Source organism: Bacillus sp. FSL H8-0492, assembly GCF_038006145.1.
GTDB classification, from domain to species: domain Bacteria; phylum Bacillota; class Bacilli; order Bacillales; family Bacillaceae_G; genus Bacillus_A; species Bacillus_A mycoides.
This window is the reverse complement of record NZ_JBBOUP010000001.1, coordinates 2,016,013-2,034,329: the sequence shown is the minus strand read 5'-3', so window position 1 is coordinate 2,034,329 and position 18,317 is coordinate 2,016,013. Positions and strand designations below refer to the sequence as shown.

18 protein-coding genes, 3 pseudogenes and 1 riboswitch are annotated in these 18,317 nt (G+C 35.3%); of the genes and pseudogenes, 7 read left to right on the top strand and 14 right to left on the bottom strand.

Going from position 1 to position 18,317, the window contains the following annotated elements; genetic code table 11:
• Positions 1–426 precede the first annotated feature (426 nt).
• Both MHH66_RS10360 and MHH66_RS10355 read right to left on the bottom strand, forming a co-directional pair.
• Positions 427–1,656: a serine hydrolase domain-containing protein gene (locus tag MHH66_RS10360; RefSeq protein WP_002084484.1), complete on the bottom strand. Its 1,230-nt coding sequence runs from the start codon at positions 1,654–1,656 to the stop codon at positions 427–429.
• A gap of 560 nt (positions 1,657–2,216) precedes the next feature.
• A pseudogene (locus MHH66_RS10355) lies at positions 2,217–2,906 on the bottom strand (serine hydrolase domain-containing protein); the annotation flags it as partial.
• Between MHH66_RS10355 and MHH66_RS10350 the strand changes: the two are divergent.
• Positions 2,833–3,303 carry a DUF6241 domain-containing protein gene (locus tag MHH66_RS10350; RefSeq protein ID WP_407060710.1) on the top strand — a complete coding sequence of 157 codons (471 nt, stop codon included), beginning with the start codon at positions 2,833–2,835 and terminating at the stop codon, positions 3,301–3,303. The pseudogene MHH66_RS10355 and the gene MHH66_RS10350 sit on opposite strands and share 74 nt — an antisense overlap.
• A 382-nt stretch (positions 3,304–3,685) precedes the next feature.
• Here MHH66_RS10350 and MHH66_RS10345 read toward each other — a convergent pair whose 3' ends face one another.
• From MHH66_RS10345 to MHH66_RS10335, 3 genes and pseudogenes are all read right to left on the bottom strand, one after another.
• Entirely contained in the window at positions 3,686–3,961 is a 276-nt protein-coding gene (locus MHH66_RS10345; RefSeq protein WP_001176332.1) for a hypothetical protein, read from the bottom strand.
• A gap of 259 nt (positions 3,962–4,220) precedes the next feature.
• Positions 4,221–5,717, bottom strand: coding sequence for a WD40/YVTN/BNR-like repeat-containing protein (locus MHH66_RS10340; protein WP_340866763.1), 1,497 nt, complete (start codon positions 5,715–5,717; stop codon positions 4,221–4,223).
• Positions 5,718–5,966: 249 nt separating this feature from the next.
• Positions 5,967–6,255 (bottom strand): annotated as a pseudogene (locus MHH66_RS10335) (uridine kinase); the annotation flags it as partial.
• A 131-nt stretch (positions 6,256–6,386) separates the two neighbouring features.
• On the opposite strand from MHH66_RS10335, the gene MHH66_RS10330 reads away from it, so the two are divergent.
• Positions 6,387–6,536, top strand: coding sequence for a hypothetical protein (locus MHH66_RS10330; protein WP_002142482.1), 150 nt, complete (start codon positions 6,387–6,389; stop codon positions 6,534–6,536).
• A gap of 117 nt (positions 6,537–6,653) precedes the next feature.
• Complete coding sequence (locus tag MHH66_RS10325; RefSeq protein ID WP_063219351.1) at positions 6,654–7,217, top strand: GNAT family N-acetyltransferase; 564 nt, start codon at positions 6,654–6,656, stop codon at positions 7,215–7,217.
• A 272-nt stretch (positions 7,218–7,489) separates the two neighbouring features.
• Here the strand turns inward: MHH66_RS10325 and MHH66_RS10320 are convergent, their stop codons facing one another.
• Both MHH66_RS10320 and MHH66_RS10315 read right to left on the bottom strand, forming a co-directional pair.
• Positions 7,490–8,149, bottom strand: a complete 660-nt coding sequence (locus tag MHH66_RS10320; protein WP_033708051.1) for a serine/threonine protein kinase — start codon at positions 8,147–8,149, stop codon at positions 7,490–7,492.
• A gap of 411 nt (positions 8,150–8,560) precedes the next feature.
• Positions 8,561–10,201 carry a M20/M25/M40 family metallo-hydrolase gene (locus MHH66_RS10315; protein WP_078185978.1) on the bottom strand — a complete coding sequence of 547 codons (1,641 nt, stop codon included), beginning with the start codon at positions 10,199–10,201 and terminating at the stop codon, positions 8,561–8,563.
• A 743-nt stretch (positions 10,202–10,944) separates the two neighbouring features.
• On the opposite strand from MHH66_RS10315, the gene MHH66_RS10310 reads away from it, so the two are divergent.
• The 3 genes from MHH66_RS10310 (at position 10,945) to MHH66_RS10300 (ending at position 13,885) form a co-directional block, all read left to right on the top strand.
• Positions 10,945–11,874 (top strand): phosphotransferase, encoded by a 930-nt coding sequence (locus MHH66_RS10310; RefSeq protein WP_002185385.1) that lies wholly within the window; start codon positions 10,945–10,947, stop codon positions 11,872–11,874.
• 44 nt (positions 11,875–11,918) lie between these two features.
• Positions 11,919–12,266 carry a VOC family protein gene (locus MHH66_RS10305; RefSeq protein ID WP_002033235.1) on the top strand — a complete coding sequence of 116 codons (348 nt, stop codon included), beginning with the start codon at positions 11,919–11,921 and terminating at the stop codon, positions 12,264–12,266.
• A 272-nt stretch (positions 12,267–12,538) separates the two neighbouring features.
• A complete protein-coding gene (locus MHH66_RS10300) occupies positions 12,539–13,885 on the top strand; it encodes a short-chain fatty acid transporter (protein ID WP_063219352.1) in 1,347 nt (448 codons plus the stop codon).
• A 40-nt stretch (positions 13,886–13,925) separates the two neighbouring features.
• Here the strand turns inward: MHH66_RS10300 and MHH66_RS10295 are convergent, their stop codons facing one another.
• The 4 genes from MHH66_RS10295 to MHH66_RS10280 all read right to left on the bottom strand — a co-directional run bounded on the left by MHH66_RS10295 (position 13,926) and on the right by MHH66_RS10280 (position 15,837).
• Positions 13,926–14,279 carry a hypothetical protein gene (locus MHH66_RS10295; protein ID WP_063219353.1) on the bottom strand — a complete coding sequence of 118 codons (354 nt, stop codon included), beginning with the start codon at positions 14,277–14,279 and terminating at the stop codon, positions 13,926–13,928.
• Positions 14,276–14,851, bottom strand: coding sequence for an NAD(P)H-dependent oxidoreductase (locus MHH66_RS10290; RefSeq protein WP_063219354.1), 576 nt, complete (start codon positions 14,849–14,851; stop codon positions 14,276–14,278). The genes MHH66_RS10295 and MHH66_RS10290 overlap by 4 nt, the downstream gene beginning before the upstream one ends.
• Before the next feature lie 22 nt (positions 14,852–14,873).
• Positions 14,874–15,311, bottom strand: a complete 438-nt coding sequence (locus tag MHH66_RS10285; protein WP_002066108.1) for an SWIM zinc finger family protein — start codon at positions 15,309–15,311, stop codon at positions 14,874–14,876.
• A 205-nt stretch (positions 15,312–15,516) separates the two neighbouring features.
• Positions 15,517–15,837, bottom strand: a complete 321-nt coding sequence (locus MHH66_RS10280) for a hypothetical protein (RefSeq protein WP_234803761.1) — start codon at positions 15,835–15,837, stop codon at positions 15,517–15,519.
• A 38-nt stretch (positions 15,838–15,875) separates the two neighbouring features.
• A riboswitch (SAM riboswitch) is annotated at positions 15,876–15,974 on the bottom strand.
• A gap of 121 nt (positions 15,975–16,095) precedes the next feature.
• Here MHH66_RS10280 and MHH66_RS10275 point away from each other — a divergent pair.
• Positions 16,096–16,287, top strand: coding sequence for a hypothetical protein (locus MHH66_RS10275; protein WP_002084448.1), 192 nt, complete (start codon positions 16,096–16,098; stop codon positions 16,285–16,287).
• Between the two features lie 30 nt (positions 16,288–16,317).
• Here the strand turns inward: MHH66_RS10275 and MHH66_RS10270 are convergent, their stop codons facing one another.
• The 3 genes and pseudogenes from MHH66_RS10270 to MHH66_RS10260 all read right to left on the bottom strand — a co-directional run.
• Positions 16,318–17,040, bottom strand: coding sequence for a YwiC-like family protein (locus tag MHH66_RS10270; protein WP_078185977.1), 723 nt, complete (start codon positions 17,038–17,040; stop codon positions 16,318–16,320).
• Between the two features lie 184 nt (positions 17,041–17,224).
• Complete coding sequence (locus MHH66_RS10265) at positions 17,225–17,926, bottom strand: ECF transporter S component (RefSeq protein WP_063219357.1); 702 nt, start codon at positions 17,924–17,926, stop codon at positions 17,225–17,227.
• Positions 17,899–18,192 (bottom strand): annotated as a pseudogene (locus MHH66_RS10260) (ABC transporter ATP-binding protein); the annotation flags it as partial. The gene MHH66_RS10265 and the pseudogene MHH66_RS10260, both read right to left, overlap by 28 nt.
• Positions 18,193–18,317: the final 125 nt, after the last annotated feature.

Below are 18,317 nucleotides of genomic sequence, written 5' to 3'. Positions count from 1 at the left end.
AAGCCTTGTATTTATGACTATTTGATTAAGCAATCGATATGTTGTGCTGAAACGTCAATATATTTTAAAAAGGATCTCTCTTGATAAAGAGAGATCCTTTTCTTATTTCTTCTTCTTTTCTGTCGGTTGGCTTTGTTTAGCGAAATTAGATGAATCATCGAAATTCGGTTGCTTTTTACCAGCATTATTACTTCTACCTTTTCCCATATGTAATGCACCTCCCTCATCCTTACTATTCCCAATAAAAAAAATCCTCTTGCATCCAAGAGGATTTTTTATTTGGCTCTTATTAATAATGCCAAACTGTTCTCGTAGTACTTCCAACACTTCCCGTCCTGCCATAGCTTTTAACCATGGTGTTGATGGTGGCCATCATGCGTATAATTTGTCTTGGAGTTTTCCTTTAAACAATACCTAAGTTCGGTTTCAGTCTTCGATTGCTTGGTAGACCGTGGTCCAGAAGTCTTGGATAAGATGCGATGGGGCCGGAGTTGACATCCCAACCTGGGTGAACAGAATTCCAATAAACTGTTTGTCTGGATCAGCGTAAGCTGTAGTGCCAGTTCCGCCATCCCAGCCGAATTGACCGATAGACGCGTAGTCTCCAAGATAGGTACGCACCCCCATCCCAAAGCCCCAGCCACCTTGTATCCCTTGTCCAAACGACAAATGGACGTTGTTTTTGGCCAAATCGTCTCGGTATACTTGTTGTTCAGGAGTAAGACGGTTGGTGGTCATCAGCTGGACTGCGGGCCTAGACAGAATCCGTTTGGTCCCGTGCATCCCTTTGTTCAACAGCATCTGCAAATACGCGTGATAATCGTCGATGGTTGCGAGCAGCCCACCACCGCCTGCTTGAAATGCTGGAGGTTTGCTGTAACGTCCGCCTGTACCCTCATCCCACACGATGAACTCACCTGTCTGCGGATCTGGGTTGAAGGCAGGTGGAAGCCGGTCAATCTTGAGCTCAGGCACGTAGAAACCAGTGTCCTTCATTCCCAGTGGATCGAATATGCGTTCGCGCAGGAATGACTCGAATGTCTGACCCGTGACCCTGGCAACAAGAATGCCGAGCACTTCAATACTGATATGATACTGCCACCGCTCTCCGGGCTGGTAGCTTAGCGGAAGTGCACCTAGGCGACACATAAACTCATCTGGATCGGGCATATCCTGCCCTGGCGTGTCGAATATCCCACTCTCGAAGAACGCGTTCATGATCGGAGAACCCATCAACGTGAGATCCACTCCGAGACCGAATGTGGAGGTCAACAGGTCTCGTACAGTGATAGGACGCCGTGCTGGGACGGTCTCTTCCAGTGGACCATCGGGCTGTTTCAACACCTGCCGGTCAGCGAGTTCGGGCAGCCATTTGTCTACTGGATCGTCTAAATGCAGTTTGCACTCGTCGAGCAGAACCATTACTGGTGAAACTGCGATCGGCTTGCTAGTGGACGCCAATCGAAAGATCGTGTCCCGACGCATTGGTGCGCCACCATCATGCCTCATTGTTCCAAGCGCTTCGACGTGCGTCTCCCCGTTTCGGCTGACTAAGGCGACGAGCCCAGGAATCTTTCCAGAATCGACATGCTGCGCCAGTACATTGCGCATTTTGCGCAATCCTGTTTCAGAAAAGCCTTTATTGTTTTGTCCCATTTTGTTCTCCTTTAGTTTAGATTGAGATTTCTAATACATATTGACAATCAATTATTAGTTCTTCAAATAGAAAAATTCCCCTTTTTAATAATTTCGACAAAATGTATTTATGTATATGGAGGCATCATAAATCACTATCAACCTAAGATAAATTTATATCTATAATTCACAGAGAACGTTATTCTTTTTGTAGAAATATACAGAAAGGATGGCGATGTGTTGCTATCCCATTGTAGATTAAGTAAGAAGAGGCACTTTGATGATAGTGCCTTTTCTTTATAAAAAATCCAAATGCTGATACATAATGAATTAATAAAGATAGGCTAATTTAAATTTATGGAGATTTAATAATAAGGAATGAAATCATTGAAAACATTCATGCAGGCATTAAAAATATGATTATAAGATTCGCGAATTGATTATGATATATTTGAAAAACGCTGATATACTTTCAACTAAGTAAAAAAGCGCCAAATTTTTCAAAAAATAAGTTGGGGCTTTTTTACTAGAAAAGTATATTTTTAACTATGAAAACTATGAAAAAATTTTTTCCTTTTTACCTACTTACCAAATTCAGCAAGTAAAATATTTTTAAAAGGATCAGGACTGTTAGCTCTACCCATACTGTTCAAACTGACGGCCAACGTATGCTTACCTCCAAGTATACCTCCAGCAAAAGTACTAAATCCTGGAATACCACCTGTGTGTCCCCATATCGGGACACCGTTTGGAAGCTTAGTTTCATAGATTCCAAGACCGTATCTCCCGATTTCAGCTCTTCCTGTAGGAACTGTAGTAAGCATTTGTTTTAGTTGCTGTTCTTTCATTAATTTTCCACCGAGCAAGTAAGAAAAGAATTTGTTTAAGTCGTCAGCAGTAGAAATCATATCTCCAGCCGAGCTACCTATACTTGGATTAAAATAAGTAACGTCTTTTAGCTCACTTGCTCCGTCTGGTTGGACATATCCACGGGCATGCTTAGTGCCTGGAATAACGCTTGAATTGCCAGGTAGGAATGTATTCGACAATTCAAGCGGTTCAATAATCCGATTTTCAATCTCTTCCGCATAACTGTTTCCGGTTACTTTTTCAATAAGGATACCCAGTAATACGTATCCTGTGTTTGAATAAGACCAGTCCTTTCCTGGGGCAAAGTCTGGGGGCATCGAAAGTCCAATCTTCACTAGCTCTTCAGCGGTATACAATCTTTTTGTATGCGTAAAATCAGCTTCTTTTGACCTTGAGTATTCAGGTTCAGACGTTAAGGAAAAGCAGACTGAGAGAATTAAAGGGGAAGAGGTAATACTTGACCTCAACTCTGATCGTCATATAATCAATGCAATGCACAAAATGACTCATCAAAAAGTATTATCCCACGAAAAGCAAGGATTTATCAAAATGACTCCAGAAAACATCGAAAAAGTACGTCAAGCGATTGATGAAAGTAATAGTGGAACCTTACAACATAAAGAACAGTACCTTAAGATTTTGGTTCGTTGGTATGAAGGCGATTTCTCTCAATCGGTTGAGGAACATAATTTATTATGGGAATGGGACAATAACAGCACTGGTAAAGCATACGAATTAGCGACACCGGAACAAGAAGAAGCATACATTTTAGAACAAGCGAAGTCTGAAAAACAATAAAGGGGTATCGTCACCTCGCTATCAAACTAATAAAAAGAAATGCCCCCTAAAATGAAAAAACACGCTATTCTTTCTGTAAAATCATAGGAAAGGATGGCGTTTCTGTATATTGTTACAAAAAGAATAGCGTTTTTTTCGCTTTATAAATACAATTTCTTTTTCAGTAAAAAATGTGGGTGGTCCCCCTCTAATACCCCAGAAGAAAAAAAGAGGTTGAGTCCTTTAACGTACAGGGCGTTCCATATATTATTGTAAAAGATCATGAAAATAACATTCAAAAATCAATTCTTGGATTCAGCACTCAATCATTAGAAGAGGCTATTTTATAATAATCATCCCAAAAAAGAAACGAACAAAAATGTTCGTTTCTTTTTTATGGTGTTTAATGCTCAAGAAAACTTATAACCGCATAAGTATATAGAACGACTAGAGCAAAGGCACATATTCCCATAATTATAATCGCTAGTGCGCTTTTCTCTTGTCTAAACCCTATAATTCCAAGAATAAATGCACTCAACATTGTTACCTTAAGCATTGTAGAAAGGTTGGGAATTGAATATCCACTCAACCAGGTAGAGAAACTTACAATTACGGAAAAAGAGAACAAAGTTAGAACAATAGATAATATATTAATGTGCTTCCCATACTTCAGTTGCATTTCGCTACCCCCTTTTCTTTTCATTAGTGAATAATAGGTAGATGACTATTTTTTTATTTTATTCTAAATTTTCTTGAAAATCCACAACGAAAAGAAGAGGTTGTCCCAAAAGTCGCTGAATAGTTACTTTTGGGCAACCTCTTTTATTTTTTACTTTCCTCTAGTTTAGAGATACTTGCTTCTTTTTCAGGTAACGTATCAACAAAATCCTTTTGAGATTTTAATAAGTCAGATTATTGTATCCAAGCCTTAAGATCATCTAAAGATTTACGGGCTTCTTTTTCACTTCTTCTACAAATTCCCATGTCTCTCCGTTATCTTTTGATTGATAAAGTACACTACTATCGCCATTGTAGTCTCCATCTGCCCCTTGTCCAACTAACATATTAAAAACCCCATCTTTCTCATATGGCATACTAGGAGAATCAAAAGGACTTATTGTGGACTGTGTATGATCTAATTTGACTTCATGCGGCGGATATTCTACCTTTTTGAAAGATCCCCCCCCATCATCTGTGCGATATAACTCTCCCTCATTACCAGAAGGTCTAACTGCTCCTAAAAACCCAAGTTTATCATTTATAAAAGTGATTCCTGATACACTACCAATCCCCCTATTAAATGGGTCTGGATTGATAACCTCCCATGTTTCCCCTTCATCACTAGTCTTGCTTAATGAATAAAAGGCGCTCCCTAATGCTTTATCTGTCATATTTAGTTTATAACCAACTTCTTTTGATAGGAAAAACTGTTCTTTTTCATTCTTTAAATCTTGTTGTTTCTTCTCTTTAAGCCTATCTTCATTTGGAGGCGTCTTTGATTTACTCCAACTTGCGTCACATATTAAGTTATATCTAGCAGGTACTAGCTCTTTCTCTTTTCCAGGGACAAATATAGATACAGTATATCCAATGATTTCAGAAGCTGCTTCTTTAAGACTCTGCCCCTTACCATCCTCAGTAATATTAATAATTCCCTCTGTATTGGATCCCCAATTTCTTTTTCCATAATAAATCAACCCATACTTACTTTCATTCCACTTTCTAACCGTTTGCTTAACTGGAATCGCCTTAACCGTTTTAATTAAAGGTTCTACTAATTTATCATCATCATAATCAGGCTTTGCATACCCGTCTCGTATTATAGTAATATCTTCTGATTTCTTCTTATTATAAGAGATTAAATAAGTTTCTTCTTTCCCATCAACATTTTTCCCATAAACAAATGTATCAAACGCTGTGATTGTTCCATCTGAATGAAATGTAAGATCAAAATCAGTTGCCATATACAATTTCTTTGGCAAAGGATGTTTTTTATTTATATCTTCAAAAATACCTTCTACTCCAGATTCATATATATTATTATGTTTAAGTTTAACTGACCTTTCATGTTTTAACCTTTCTATAAACCATGCCAATTTGCCATTGTAATTTATTGCACTTTTATAAATCTGCATCCCATAAAATAATGTAATTGCAACAATAATGATAATAGAAATGGATCTCCATGCTATTGAATTAGTTAATTTTTTAGATTCATATTCTCTATTTTTTATCACCTGCATTGTAGTAAATGTAGTCATGGATATAAAAAGTACTATACATAATAACAAAATATAAATATTATAATTCATCCTTCCGTACTTACAGTATAAGGCTAACTCATAACAAAAAATGCCGTATACAATTATTAGTATTGGATTTGTTACTAATGACAGAAGTAACCTTTTTGCATTTTCCCTAAATATAGAAATCACTCCTAATTACATGAATTACTGATATTAAGTATACTTTATTGTAAAGTAACAAAAAAGCTATTTTATCTTGCCGCCAAAAATACAATAGACATCTGTCTATGTAAATGGCAGTTGTCTATTAAAGCCGTTTAAAAATCTAGTTGTTTCATAGACAATGGATTTTTGAGTGAATACTAAAGTTGCTTCATTTGGGAGCCAAATAATGAAAATGAACCCTCATAATAAACATAACAAATAGAGTATTTGCATTTAAACTCTATAAAACTCAAATGTATTTTTTTCTAGACATATTGCTTCATCGGAATTTTTGATAATAATATCAAAACATTGACTGTATGGATGCATAAACACTTCGTACTGAATCCGACGTTCTGCATGAGACCGCCTTAAATAATTGATATCGGCTCTCCTTTCAGTAATATCGCGGCTAGACCTTCTCATTAATTCTGTTTCACCATCTGCATAAAAGTAAATTTTTAAATCAAATAAATCGGGATTAATAAAATGCGACACTCATTCCTTCTACAATCATTAGTTGAATAACCTAAGGCTGCTTCGGTAGCCATTTTTGTACCAACTGGAAATTTAGTTTTCAATATGTGAAAAGGGATTTCTAAGTGATTAATTGAATATATATTTATTGTTTACTAATTTTTGGGAGGTCCCTTTATGGGAGATAAACTTTACTGTATTGCTACATATCAAGTTCTTAATGAAGAAAGAATAGGAGCTTCGCACGGTTCTATAATAATTTATAGTGCTGCTGTGACGGGATCTCCTGTTAGTGAGATAGGGTGTTTTTTAATTTATTTATCATAATAACGTACCACGAAATTGCAACTCTCGTCTTCAAGAATTATTTCTTTTGGGTGAAAGTTTTTTTATTATATAAGTTTCATTCTGTCATAATTTAAAGTTTTCGAGAGGAGAAATGATATGCATTCTATTTTATTAGATGTTCCGTTACAAATAGAAACAGACAGACTAATTCTTCGAGCACCACTTCAAGCTGGTGACGGGAATGTCGTACACCAAGCTATTAAGGATTCAATTAATGAGTTAAAACAATGGTTGCTTTTATTTCAGTCAATTCCTACTGTTGAAGAAACGGAAATTATCCTGAGAAATGCCCATATAGATTTTTTAAAAAGAGAAAGCTTTCGCTATCTTATCTATCATAAGGATACTAATGATTTTATTGGAACTGCTAGCCTTCACGGAATTAATTGGAAGATTTCTAAATGTGAAATTGGATACTGGATTAACACGCAATTTAGTGGCAATGGATATATGACAGAGGTAGTAAGTGAGTTAACAAACCTTGGATTTCAGTTACTCAAATTTAGAAGGATTGAAATAAGATGTGAATCTACTAACACTAAAAGTCGTACGATCCCTGAAAAACTAGGTTTTGAGCTTGAAGGGATATTACGTAATGAAGATCTTTCAGCTGACGGTAAAAAACTAACTGATACCTGCATCTATGCAAAGGTAAATTAGATTGAAATTTTAATACTCAATTGCGTCTGTGTACATAGTTTATTCCCCTTCTAATCCATTAATTGTGATTTGTTTAGAACTATAGTACATCAATATGTTTAAAATGAAATGTACTGAAATGGGTATATTCTATTGTTACAATCATTTTATAAATAAATTACTTCATGAAGTTATAAAATTAGGACCGTACATATTAGACATATCTAAAATGTACGGTCCTTTTGTTTACTAGTGGTTCACTTATCTAACCTAAAGATAAGTATGTGGTCCTTTTACAATTTGAATTTCTTTTTAAGCTTCTTATATTTTCTATATGAACGTCGAACAATGTTTAACATGAAATACGGTATTTTAACAGGGAAAGGCAATTTATAAATGAAAGGCAAGTAAAATGTAAAATATGCCTTTTCTAAGTCTCTCCACTTACTATCTTCTTTTGTTTTTAAGAAATCAGATACATCGACTACATATCCCCTTCCATTTTCCATCATCACATTTTTTCCGTGAACATCACAAGGAGTTAATCCTTGCTCCCTTGCATACTCTATAGCTTCATTGATATCAAGGATTACCTGCTTAGGAATTTTAATCCCCTTATGGATAGCATCGTATAAGGTAATTTCTTTTAAACGTTTCAATACTATGAAATTTTCTCCTTTATATATAAGATTCGAATAAGAAGGATGATTTCCGATTCTTCGGTATACTTCTGACTCTTTTTCAATTCCTTCTCCTTCTCGCGCGTAAACTTTCACTACCCAATCTTTGTATTCTTTGTGCATAAATACTGCGGCATAATTACCTGTCCCTAAACACTTCCAAAGTCTAGGAATATCTTTAACTACTATAGGCTCGAATTCATCCTCACTTCTTATGCTTACCTCTTTTAATAATTCGTCCTTTATCAATCTCACAAAACTATTTATACTCATCATTCCCACTCCGGTTTTGCTACAAGGGGTACTACCCCATACCCATCAAGTTAAAAAGTACATTCTTCCCTAATACGAAAAAAATGAGCAGACTTCACTAAGTAACTAACTTGAGCGAAATAAAATTTTCATTTAGGGGGTACTTCAAAACCTTAAAATGGATATTCTACGCAAATATATATTATTGATACAATAAGTTATGTTAACTTCACATAATTATATTATACAAAAACTCGGCAAATATCGTTACAAAAAGTGTACAAGCCATATCTACTCTCTCTAAATAGTTTATTGCGAATCTATTTTAAGGAGAATTCTTACATCACAATTTCATAAATCTAAGGTTTCAAACTATTCATTACGAAAAAAAGACCGTATCACTACGGTCCTTTTCTCGCTCTTATGCAAACACTATGACTGTGTAACTTTATTAGAAACAAGTAGTTTTTCAATACATATAGGTAGCATATCTAATAACGTTTCAAATGCGTAATTTACGTCCAGACGCTCCGTCCATTGATGTGCATCTTTTCCTACTGGTCCCATATTTAATACTGGAACGTCAAACTCTTCTAATTCCTCTAGTGGAATCGAATAACCTTTATCCCATAATGGCATATTGTCGACAAGAGAACTCATTGAATCCAATGGGTTTTGTAAGCCCACATAGCTTAAATCTGAAATTCCTCCAAAATAATTTTGGTTTTCAAATGTAATGCTATGATTATAGTGGGCATACTTTTCCATTTCTACAACTACCTCTTTAATTAAAGGATTGTTGCGTGAACTCACAGCTGGATAGTATGGCGGCGCAAAGAAAAGTACAATCATTGGAGCCTTTTCTTTACATAAGATAGCTAATTTGTCTACTAAATCAATAGTTACTGCACGATCATCTTTATCTTCTCTATTTTTTATAATATCGGATTGAATTTCATCCATTTTTTCTCTTCCATGTTGTTCAATTGCATAAGCGATAAGCTCTTCATACGTTAATACATTTACTTTAAGATTCGGCGGTATGAACGGATTATACTTAGAAAAATGATACGCTCGCTCCTCATACAATTCTTCAATTTTCTCTGCTACTTTCGTTACTTTTTGGCGTAACAATGAAACTACATCTGTCATCGTTTTTTCTAGTAAAAACAAGTTAAATAACGTGACAGCACGATGAGGAATTTGTACAGAATAATCCTCCTTTAAATCTCTTTGAAGCAAGTTAGTTGGTGGTGGACTCGCTTCCCCTTCTACAATATCACAAAGGTCCGTATTCAACTCTAATTCCGCTGTTAATAATGCAGCCATATAGCTCCCATTTAATCCTGCAAAAGGTTCGCCTACATGTGTCTCTTTTCCATAGCAAAGGAAACCAGGTAACACCTTACCAATAGAACCAGTATAAATGTACTTATTTTGGTCACCAGGATGTCTTGAAAACATAGGCTCTGAATTTAGGACCGTTTTATACTCTAAGTCATGTTCTTTTGCTAAGTCTAATAATCTTGGAACAGCAGCTCTCATCCCTACAGAGTTCACTTCTTCATCTGGAACAGCCAATAAAAGAACATTCCCATCAAATCTTCCTTCACAAGCTTGCTCAACCATCGCCATTTGTAAAGTTAGACCACATTTCATATCCATTGTTCCTCTACCAAAGAGCCAATCTCCTTGTTCTATATCTTCACGTACATGATCTGGTAGCTCATCTTTATGAGAATAAAACATAGATGTTAATTTTTTAGGGTTAAATGCATCTTCTTTCCACACTCCATAATCCTGTACATCTACAACATCAAAGTGACTAACAAGAATTACAGTATTTTTCGTACTATCACTTTTCTTTACTAGGGCTGTAACAAAATATCGTCCATCCCCCGTCGGATTTTTTTGTAAATGATGCGGATTTTGTTTGAAATACTGTAAGTCAGATAATTGTTCTACAACAAAGTCTGGCAATATAACTTCAGCTTCTGAACCTGTAATACTAGGAATTTCAACAAGATTGCTTAATAATTGAACCAATTGTTCTTTAGATTGCCACTTTGACATATAAATCCCCCTATTTTTCCGCATTATGAAATTCATTTCCAATATATGAATAAAAAATAACGACAGCTATCAAAATTATAATTTTTCCGTTTGGCAAGCTTATGGTTCTTTTCATTTGCGGCAAACATATGCTTCCAGGATTTGAATAATATGTTTAATATCGCTTTTAAATAAAGTCACGGTGTTTATTTAAAAGACGCGATGTTTTGTCCCTTTAGATCTGTTTATCTAAAGAGAGGTTTTTATAGTGAAAAGAAAATCTGAACTGAAAGACGTATTAAGAAACTGCTGAGTAGCAATAAAGTTACTCCACTAAAGGGCGAGATTGTTGAGGAACGTTTTCAGGAAATTAGATTATTCGAGTTTGAATATATCATTGAGATTGTGAAGGTTTTTTACTTAAACTGACGGGGCAGTAATACTCAATTGAAAATAATGGTAAAGTTAGTGAAAAGAAGAAGGATTAAAAATCGTATAGATTCATTGTAATACATTTTAAGTTTTTGTGTGGCGAGGTATTTGAGAAGTAAGAATGATTTCATCAAAAAAACATTGAAGCTCCAACGGGTTTTTATATGACTATTTTTCCAGACACAATCTAACATCATAACAAATTATAAATAAATAGTCTATACTTTTGGTTAGATTTTTTATATAGTTTGATTGACAGCAAAACCTAAGAAAAGGGGTGTTATTCATTGAGAATCACTTGTCACCTTGATCAATCTGATTTACAGGAGTATATGCAAAAAGTTTTTGGTACCAATTATTTGGTTTCTAGTGTAACGAAAATGCATGGCGGTGCACAAAAGGTAGTCTATAAGATTGACTGCAGCAATGGATTTTCCTGCGTTCTGTATGTTTGGGATCTTACTATGAATTATTTTCAAGAAGAAATAGCAAACCGAGATATACATGAGCACTCCTATAGTAGTGATTTATTTGAATTAAATAACAAGTATTTAATTCAACAAGGAATTCAAACCCCCCTTCTATATGATCTGAATAAGGAAAGAAACCGTTATCCTTATGATTATGCTCTCGTTGAATATGTAAATGGACAAAAGGCAGAAGTTTATTTTCAACATTCCGATTCATATGTTAAAGATAAAGTGTTTCAGCGGATAGGAGATATGCTGGCAGACATGCATGCCAACGAGAGACTTACTCATGGGAAAGCGAATCAAAGTGGGATCAACACGGAAAAATGTCATCACTTGCAAATAAAGAATGCAAAAAGAGATTTAGATTACGCATACCAACATATTGACAGCATCAGGGCTAGTCATAGCAATCTACTCGATACATTGTACGAGCTTGAATCAAAAATTGAACCAAGAAGTCGTTATGGATTTATACATGGGGAACTCGGCCCTGATCATGTATTAATTAATGACAAACTAGAACCTTATTTGATTGATATCGAAGGAGCCGAGTTCTTTGATATTGAGCATGAGCACAGTTTTTTGCAGTTCCGATTTGGGGATTATTATCGATATTTAAAGAATGATACTCTCGACCCCAACAGGATGTTATTCTATCGATTCCATCATCATATATCCTTAACTTCAGGCGGGTTGAGATTGCTTCACAGAGGATTTCCGAATCAACAATTTGCAAAAGATCTTACCGATCACCATTCCCGTTGTGCACTGCGTTTTATTGAAGGTTGAACTTATGTCATTAAAAATTTAAAGATAGATAGGAGTTAAATACGATGATAAAAGGTTTCGGAGGAATATTTTGGAGAACTAAAAATCTTGATGTTATAAAAAAATGGTACAGTGAAGTGTTGAAGATTGAAATAGAAAATTGGAACGGGACTGTGATTAAACCCGAATTAGGAACTGAGACTATCTTTTCTTTCTTTGCCGAGAATGATAGTTATTTTCCTACAGAACAACAAGTGATGTTAAATTTCCAAGTACATAATCTAAACGAGACTATTCAGCATCTTGAACAAATTGGCGTACCTCTTGAAAAGAAAGAAGAGATTAGTGAATTTGGAAAGTTTATTTGGATTAAAGATCCTGAAGGGCGATTGATTGAGCTTTGGGAAAAATAGTGGATTTTAATCATTTGCTATTATGCTAACAGATGCTTTAGTTCAATAAGGTAAATAAAAAAGTGCACCTCCGATTATTAGACACAGTCTAACAATCGGAGGTGCACTTTTTTAATCTATCCAACTTAGTATAAGCCTATCCATTTATTAATAATATCAATCTATCAATAAATTACAATCATCTTTAATGTCTGAATTTTCCGTAAATTAAAGGTTATCCCCCAAACAACCTCGAACATTGTAATAAACATACATAAGGAGGTTGATCTATTTTGTTTCGTTCATTTACAAATGGATGTGTTGCCCTTGTGCAGCGTTTCTTACCAGAACCGTTTATTTTATCATGTTTATTAACTGTTTTCGTTATCTTCTTCGGCATGTTTGCCACGCACCAAACACCGGTCGAAATGATTACGCATTGGGGCAATGGCATTTGGGGACTTCTCGCCTTTTCTATGCAAATGGCTCTTGTACTCGTGACAGGATCTGCATTAGCAAACGCTCCTCTTATTAAAAAAGGATTAACGAGAGCAGCGAAATTACCGAAAACAAATGGACAAGGTATTATTGCTATTTCAATCGTAAGTTTACTAGGAGCATACATAAACTGGGGATTTGGTATTGTTGTATCGGTTTTATATGCAAAAGAAGTGGCCAGACAGTTAGAAGGATTAGATTATAGGTTAGCAATTGCTTCTTCCTACTCTGGATTTCTCATTTGGCATGCAGGCCTTTCTGCTTCTATCCCTCTTACGTTAGCAACAGGCGGCGAAACGTTAATTAAAACGACAGCTGGAAGTATTAAAGAAGCGATTCCAATAACAGAAACGTTATTCTCACCATACGCACTCGTGCCAGTTATTATTTTTCTCGTTACGATGCCTCTCATTAACCGGGCCATGCATCCAGATGAAAAACATACGATAACTGTAGATCCTAGCGTATTCCATGAAGAAGCTGCCGCTCAAGAAGTAGGGAACAATACGTTCGCTGAAAAAATGGAAAATAGTATGATTATTACACTTTGCATCGGATTATTAGGTCTTATTTATATTTTTAACTATTTTAGTACGAAAGGCTTTAACCTTACACTTGATATCGTTATTTTTATGTTATTAATTGCCGGTCTTATTTTCCACCGTACTCCTATTCAATATATTCGCGCTTTCTCTGACTCAACTAAGAGTGCTTCAGGTATTTTACTTCAGTTTCCGTTCTATGCTGGAATTATGGGGATGATGATTGGAGTAAATAGTGAAGGTCTTTCGCTTGGAGGAGCTATTTCTACTTTCTTTATTAGTATTTCAAATGAAACCACATTCCCACTCTTTACATTTTTAAGTGCTGGCATTGTAAATATTTTCGTTCCATCTGGAGGCGGTCAATGGGCAGTGCAAGCACCAATTATGATTCCAGCTGGCGCTGAACTTGGTGTACCTGCCGCGAAAACAGCGATGGCAATTGCATGGGGCGATGCTTGGACAAATTTAATTCAACCTTTCTGGGCATTACCGGCATTAGCGATAGCTGATTTAAGCGCGCGTGATATTATGGGATTTTGTGTTGTTAACTTACTATATGCAGGATTTATCATTAGTCTATGTTTCTTATTTATTTAAACGAAAAGCTAGTTTTATACTAGCTTTTTTATATAATAAATCATTCGTTATCTATACAGCTTATTACCTTCCTCCACTCTACCTCTGCATGATTTAATGCTTCATATGTAAACAAATCTTCACATACTTTTTCAATCATATGAGGATTGTTCTTAAGGAAATTCCACTGCAATACTTTAGGGAGAACGTACGTTTCGCATTCTTTACTTCCCTTTATTACCTCATCAACTTCTCTTTCACAAATCCCTCTTATTAAATAATCATTTCTTAATTGTATTTGAATTTGTTGAAACGTTTCGCTGTATTTCTTCAATTGGACTAAACAATTAATATACGTACGCAAAAGTTCGTCATCACAATTGCAACACTTTATAATACGATCGATTTCATTCATAATGTACGAGCCGCTTCTTCTATTTGTAACAGCCATTTTTCACGCTTCGTTACTTTACTCGTTTTCACAGATTGAAAAGTAGAACGTTTTATATTGCCAATACCACAAAAACGTAAAACCCCTCTTTTCATCATAATCCAATCCGCTGATCGATATAATAGTGCCACGTACCATAACGGTGAGTCTAACGTATTAATAACCCATGCTTTCTTTCCTTTAAATAAGCCTTTCGGTAATGACCCCTCATATTTATAAGCAAATCCAGCTACAAAAATACGATCGATAAATCCTTTTAAAATAGCAGGCATGCCCCACCACCATATCGGATATATGAAAAGAAGAATATCCGCTTTCTGCACTAATTCTCTATATCGCTTCGTCTCTTCTTCATTTAGTAAATCACGTCTTTTCTTCTCTTCATTAAATACAAGCACTGGATCAAATTGTTCTTTATATAAATCAAGTAGCGTAACAGAATGATTTGTTTCCTCAAGTCCTTTTTGCACATGCTCTAAAATTGCCCCATTAAAGCTTGAAGGATTAGGATGAGCATATATAATTAGTACGTTCACTACAAAACAACTCCCTCTTTAGTTAAAGTTTCTCCTTCTTTAACATCTTCTCTACAATTTGCACATTTTTCGAACTTTGTAACAAACGATTTAATACTGTTAGTAACTCTTCTTTTTCTAAACCTTTCAATTGCTCTTTAACTGTACTCTCACCAGCACCTTGAATTTCATACACAACTGCCGCCATATGTTTACAATAATTTTCATAAGGACACTCGCAGCTGCTTTCTGCAAAATCTTCAAGATCAATAATCACTTCATAATTCCCTGCATTTCCAGTAACGAAAGCAAATACTTTCTTGTCGTGTATTTCAACATCTTCTACATGTCCCTCTTCATAATATTCATATCCTCTATCTATAATGTACTTTGGAATCCATTTCATTATATCTTTTAATAAGTATGCATACATCACAACACCTCTTCCTCTAATTCCCTTTTGACTTCCAAAATCCTGCATGTTATTCTAATAACTGTCAAGTAGCGAGTCTACGTGACAAAACGACTGACACCTATTCGGCGGAGGTGTCTCTTTTCATTTGCAGCCGATATGAAGTGCCTCTTTCAGGCACATTCAATCTTTGACACTACACACTCAACACCATTCCCTTGTATCAGGCTGCTTTAGCAGTCTTTTACTCTACATACTTCAAAAAAAAGAGAGCTCAGCTCCCTTTTCCCGCCTTATAAAATACCCCTTTTTCAGCATGGCGATATTCATCATCAGCTAAAGTAATTTTCCCATCCAGTTTGAGTTCATCTAATAGTCTTGATAAATAAAATTGATGTAACATTTTTTTAGTGAATTTTCCTTCATGATGCGAAACGATATGTTCTTGAATATCTAACAATGATATTGGCTTATCTTGCTCTATCATATATTCATAAACTGTACTACGCAGTTTTACGTATTTTTCGAGTGTCACAGTACTTCGCAACCCCTTTCTTCTTATTATATGTTTTCGTAATCGGTTTTTTTGCAACAAAAAAACCTCTCCGATAAGAAGAAGTTACGTATATCTTCGTCTTATCTCCCAGAACAAATATGTTCTGCTGGAATTAGCACCTGCATCGCGGTTGCTGGGTTTCATCGGGCCAGTCCCTCCACCTCTCTGGATAAGAAAATATTCACTTTAAATTTAACTATACGTAATTTTATTATAATTGTCAAATAAATATAAAAAATTATATTTTCTTCTTTATTGTTCATACTACAAAAAGATGTACAAAAGGAGGCTACTACTTTGAAAAAGAATGCTCGTGGATACGTACAAGATTCTTTTCATTCCTTACAAGAAGCGAAACATTGTTTAGAAGATGCATTACAAACTGTTGAAGAAGATTTTAATCGCGCACGCATTGAACAATCCCTTTACGCTGTAGAGCAGGCATTACAAAGATGTGATTATACCGTTCACATTTTAGAACAAGAATGAAAACTTCCCATCAAAAGATGGGAAGTTTTTTCAAATGGCATACTTCATCATTATTACCGTTATTATTAAAAAATATACAGAATTAAAAATTTCTAAAATCCCTACTTTTAATATAGAAATCTTTTTGCCATACAACATAATGGCCCGAATTACACTTGGTACAAATATGAGTGAACACCATGGATTTATAGCAAATACAATTACTGTTAATACAATATGGTATCCCCAAGATATAAAACGATACTTCGGATTATTTTTTTCACGAATCATCGTTTTCACATAAAAGGTACTTCCTAAAAAATATAGAAATGAAATAAGCGCAATGAATAATGCTGTTCTATCAATAAATTTCATGGAGAAATAATAACTTATTAAGCCGCCTATACAAAACACTATAATCGCGCAAATGTCATTTAGTAATGCTCGTTCATTTTTTTGATGAGCGTAATACATATTTACAATAAACAATGGAATCATTAATACTGCGAATAAAAGAATTCGCCATTCATATAATAAAGAAATCATCCCAAATACAAATGCAATGATAAAATAAACAATTGTAGCGTGTAGAAATTCTTTTTTTCGTCTTTGCCTTATGTACATGAGAAATGGATACGTGGCTAGATAGATAAAGAACCAGGCTAAAAACAATGGGATATGATAAAAAGTAGGTTTACCAAGTAATACACTTAATAGAAATGGTATGACAAGCATCGCCCATGCTCCATGTTGCTTCGGAATAACTAACTTCATTAACTATACACCTCCCTCTTGAAAATAGTTCTCACCTACTATTATACAAATAATTTCATATAATAACGGATATATATTAGATCTATTTTTTGACAATAAAAAATGCTCCTTACAATATGTAAGAAGCATGAAAGAGGCAAACGAATATGTAAGTCGCGACCCTACCTTATATGAGTATGCTTTTCTATGTCACGTTATGCTCATCTAATATACCGTATTTCTTTTTAAATCTTGTGAGGATCGTAATCCATGACGTACTAAATAACAGAAGGAAAATAACATTCGATATTGCGTGACTCAGATCAAAGTAAAAACTTGCGATATAGTAGGCAATAATTGTTTCCCACGTTGCTTCCTGTATAAAACCAAGAAGTCCCCAAAAATTCATAATCCAGCCAAATAAAAATCCAACGATAAATCCATATATGAGTCGTCCCCATAGTTTTTTCATCAAAAATGTATTTCGAAGTAATCCAGCTATAAACCCTATCATGCCCCAAGAGAACATTTGCCACGGCGTCCACGGACCTTGTCCTAAAAAAATGTTAGATACAATAGCCGCCGTTGCCCCAATCATAAAGCCAGTTTCACTCCCAAAAACAATTGCAGAAACGATAATGACAAAAGAAGTCGGTTGTACACTTGGTAAAATAGAAAATGGTACCCGGCTAACCGCTGCAATCGCCGCTAACACAGCAACGATAACAATTTCACGTGAAACAAACGCCTTCCTTTCAAAACGGACGTAGAAAGGTAGCATAATGACAGCTAATAAAAACAAGCTACTTACCATGTAATACCCGTCCATAATCAGAGTCGTAAAGAGTAGTGTACATATTACAACGGCAAAAATAAATATTATGAATGCAACATATCGTTTGGACACGCTTCGTACACATCCTCCCACGTTAATGCAAATGGCAACTCTCTACGGATGAATCGATTAATAGATGTTGTATAAAAGAAGTTACCACTAAAGAACTCTTTCGGTGCATCATTCATAATGACTTTCCCATCAAATAACATCATGCACTGATCAACGTATTTCGCTGCAAACTCAATATCATGCGTTGCCATTACAATTGTTGTACCTTCTTTTTGCAACTGCTTAAATAGCTCTCCTACTCTTTCCTTTTTCCATGGATCTAGTCCGATACGATAAACTTAACTAAATCTATACAATTCAATCAAATTTACACGAGTTAGTGCTTCATCGTGTTCTCGCAACCCCGAAGGGACGAGGGGTATAACACTCCACACGAGGCAGTATCGTTACC

Coding starts and splice junctions, on each gene's coding strand:
- MHH66_RS10345 (WP_001176332.1), bottom strand. CDS start 3,961: ATGCAACTGAAGTATGGGAAGCACATTAATATATTATCTATTGTTCTA.
- MHH66_RS10270 (WP_078185977.1), bottom strand. CDS start 17,040: ATGAAGTTAGTTATTCCGAAGCAACATGGAGCATGGGCGATGCTTGTC.
- MHH66_RS10330 (WP_002142482.1), top strand. CDS start 6,387: ATGGGAGATAAACTTTACTGTATTGCTACATATCAAGTTCTTAATGAA.
- MHH66_RS10325 (WP_063219351.1), top strand. CDS start 6,654: ATGCATTCTATTTTATTAGATGTTCCGTTACAAATAGAAACAGACAGA.
- MHH66_RS10360 (WP_002084484.1), bottom strand. CDS start 1,656: ATGGGACAAAACAATAAAGGCTTTTCTGAAACAGGATTGCGCAAAATG.
- MHH66_RS10295 (WP_063219353.1), bottom strand. CDS start 14,279: ATGAATGAAATCGATCGTATTATAAAGTGTTGCAATTGTGATGACGAA.
- MHH66_RS10305 (WP_002033235.1), top strand. CDS start 11,919: ATGATAAAAGGTTTCGGAGGAATATTTTGGAGAACTAAAAATCTTGAT.
- MHH66_RS10320 (WP_033708051.1), bottom strand. CDS start 8,149: ATGAGTATAAATAGTTTTGTGAGATTGATAAAGGACGAATTATTAAAA.
- MHH66_RS10310 (WP_002185385.1), top strand. CDS start 10,945: ATGCAAAAAGTTTTTGGTACCAATTATTTGGTTTCTAGTGTAACGAAA.
- MHH66_RS10285 (WP_002066108.1), bottom strand. CDS start 15,311: ATGCAGGATTTTGGAAGTCAAAAGGGAATTAGAGGAAGAGGTGTTGTG.
- MHH66_RS10315 (WP_078185978.1), bottom strand. CDS start 10,201: ATGTCAAAGTGGCAATCTAAAGAACAATTGGTTCAATTATTAAGCAAT.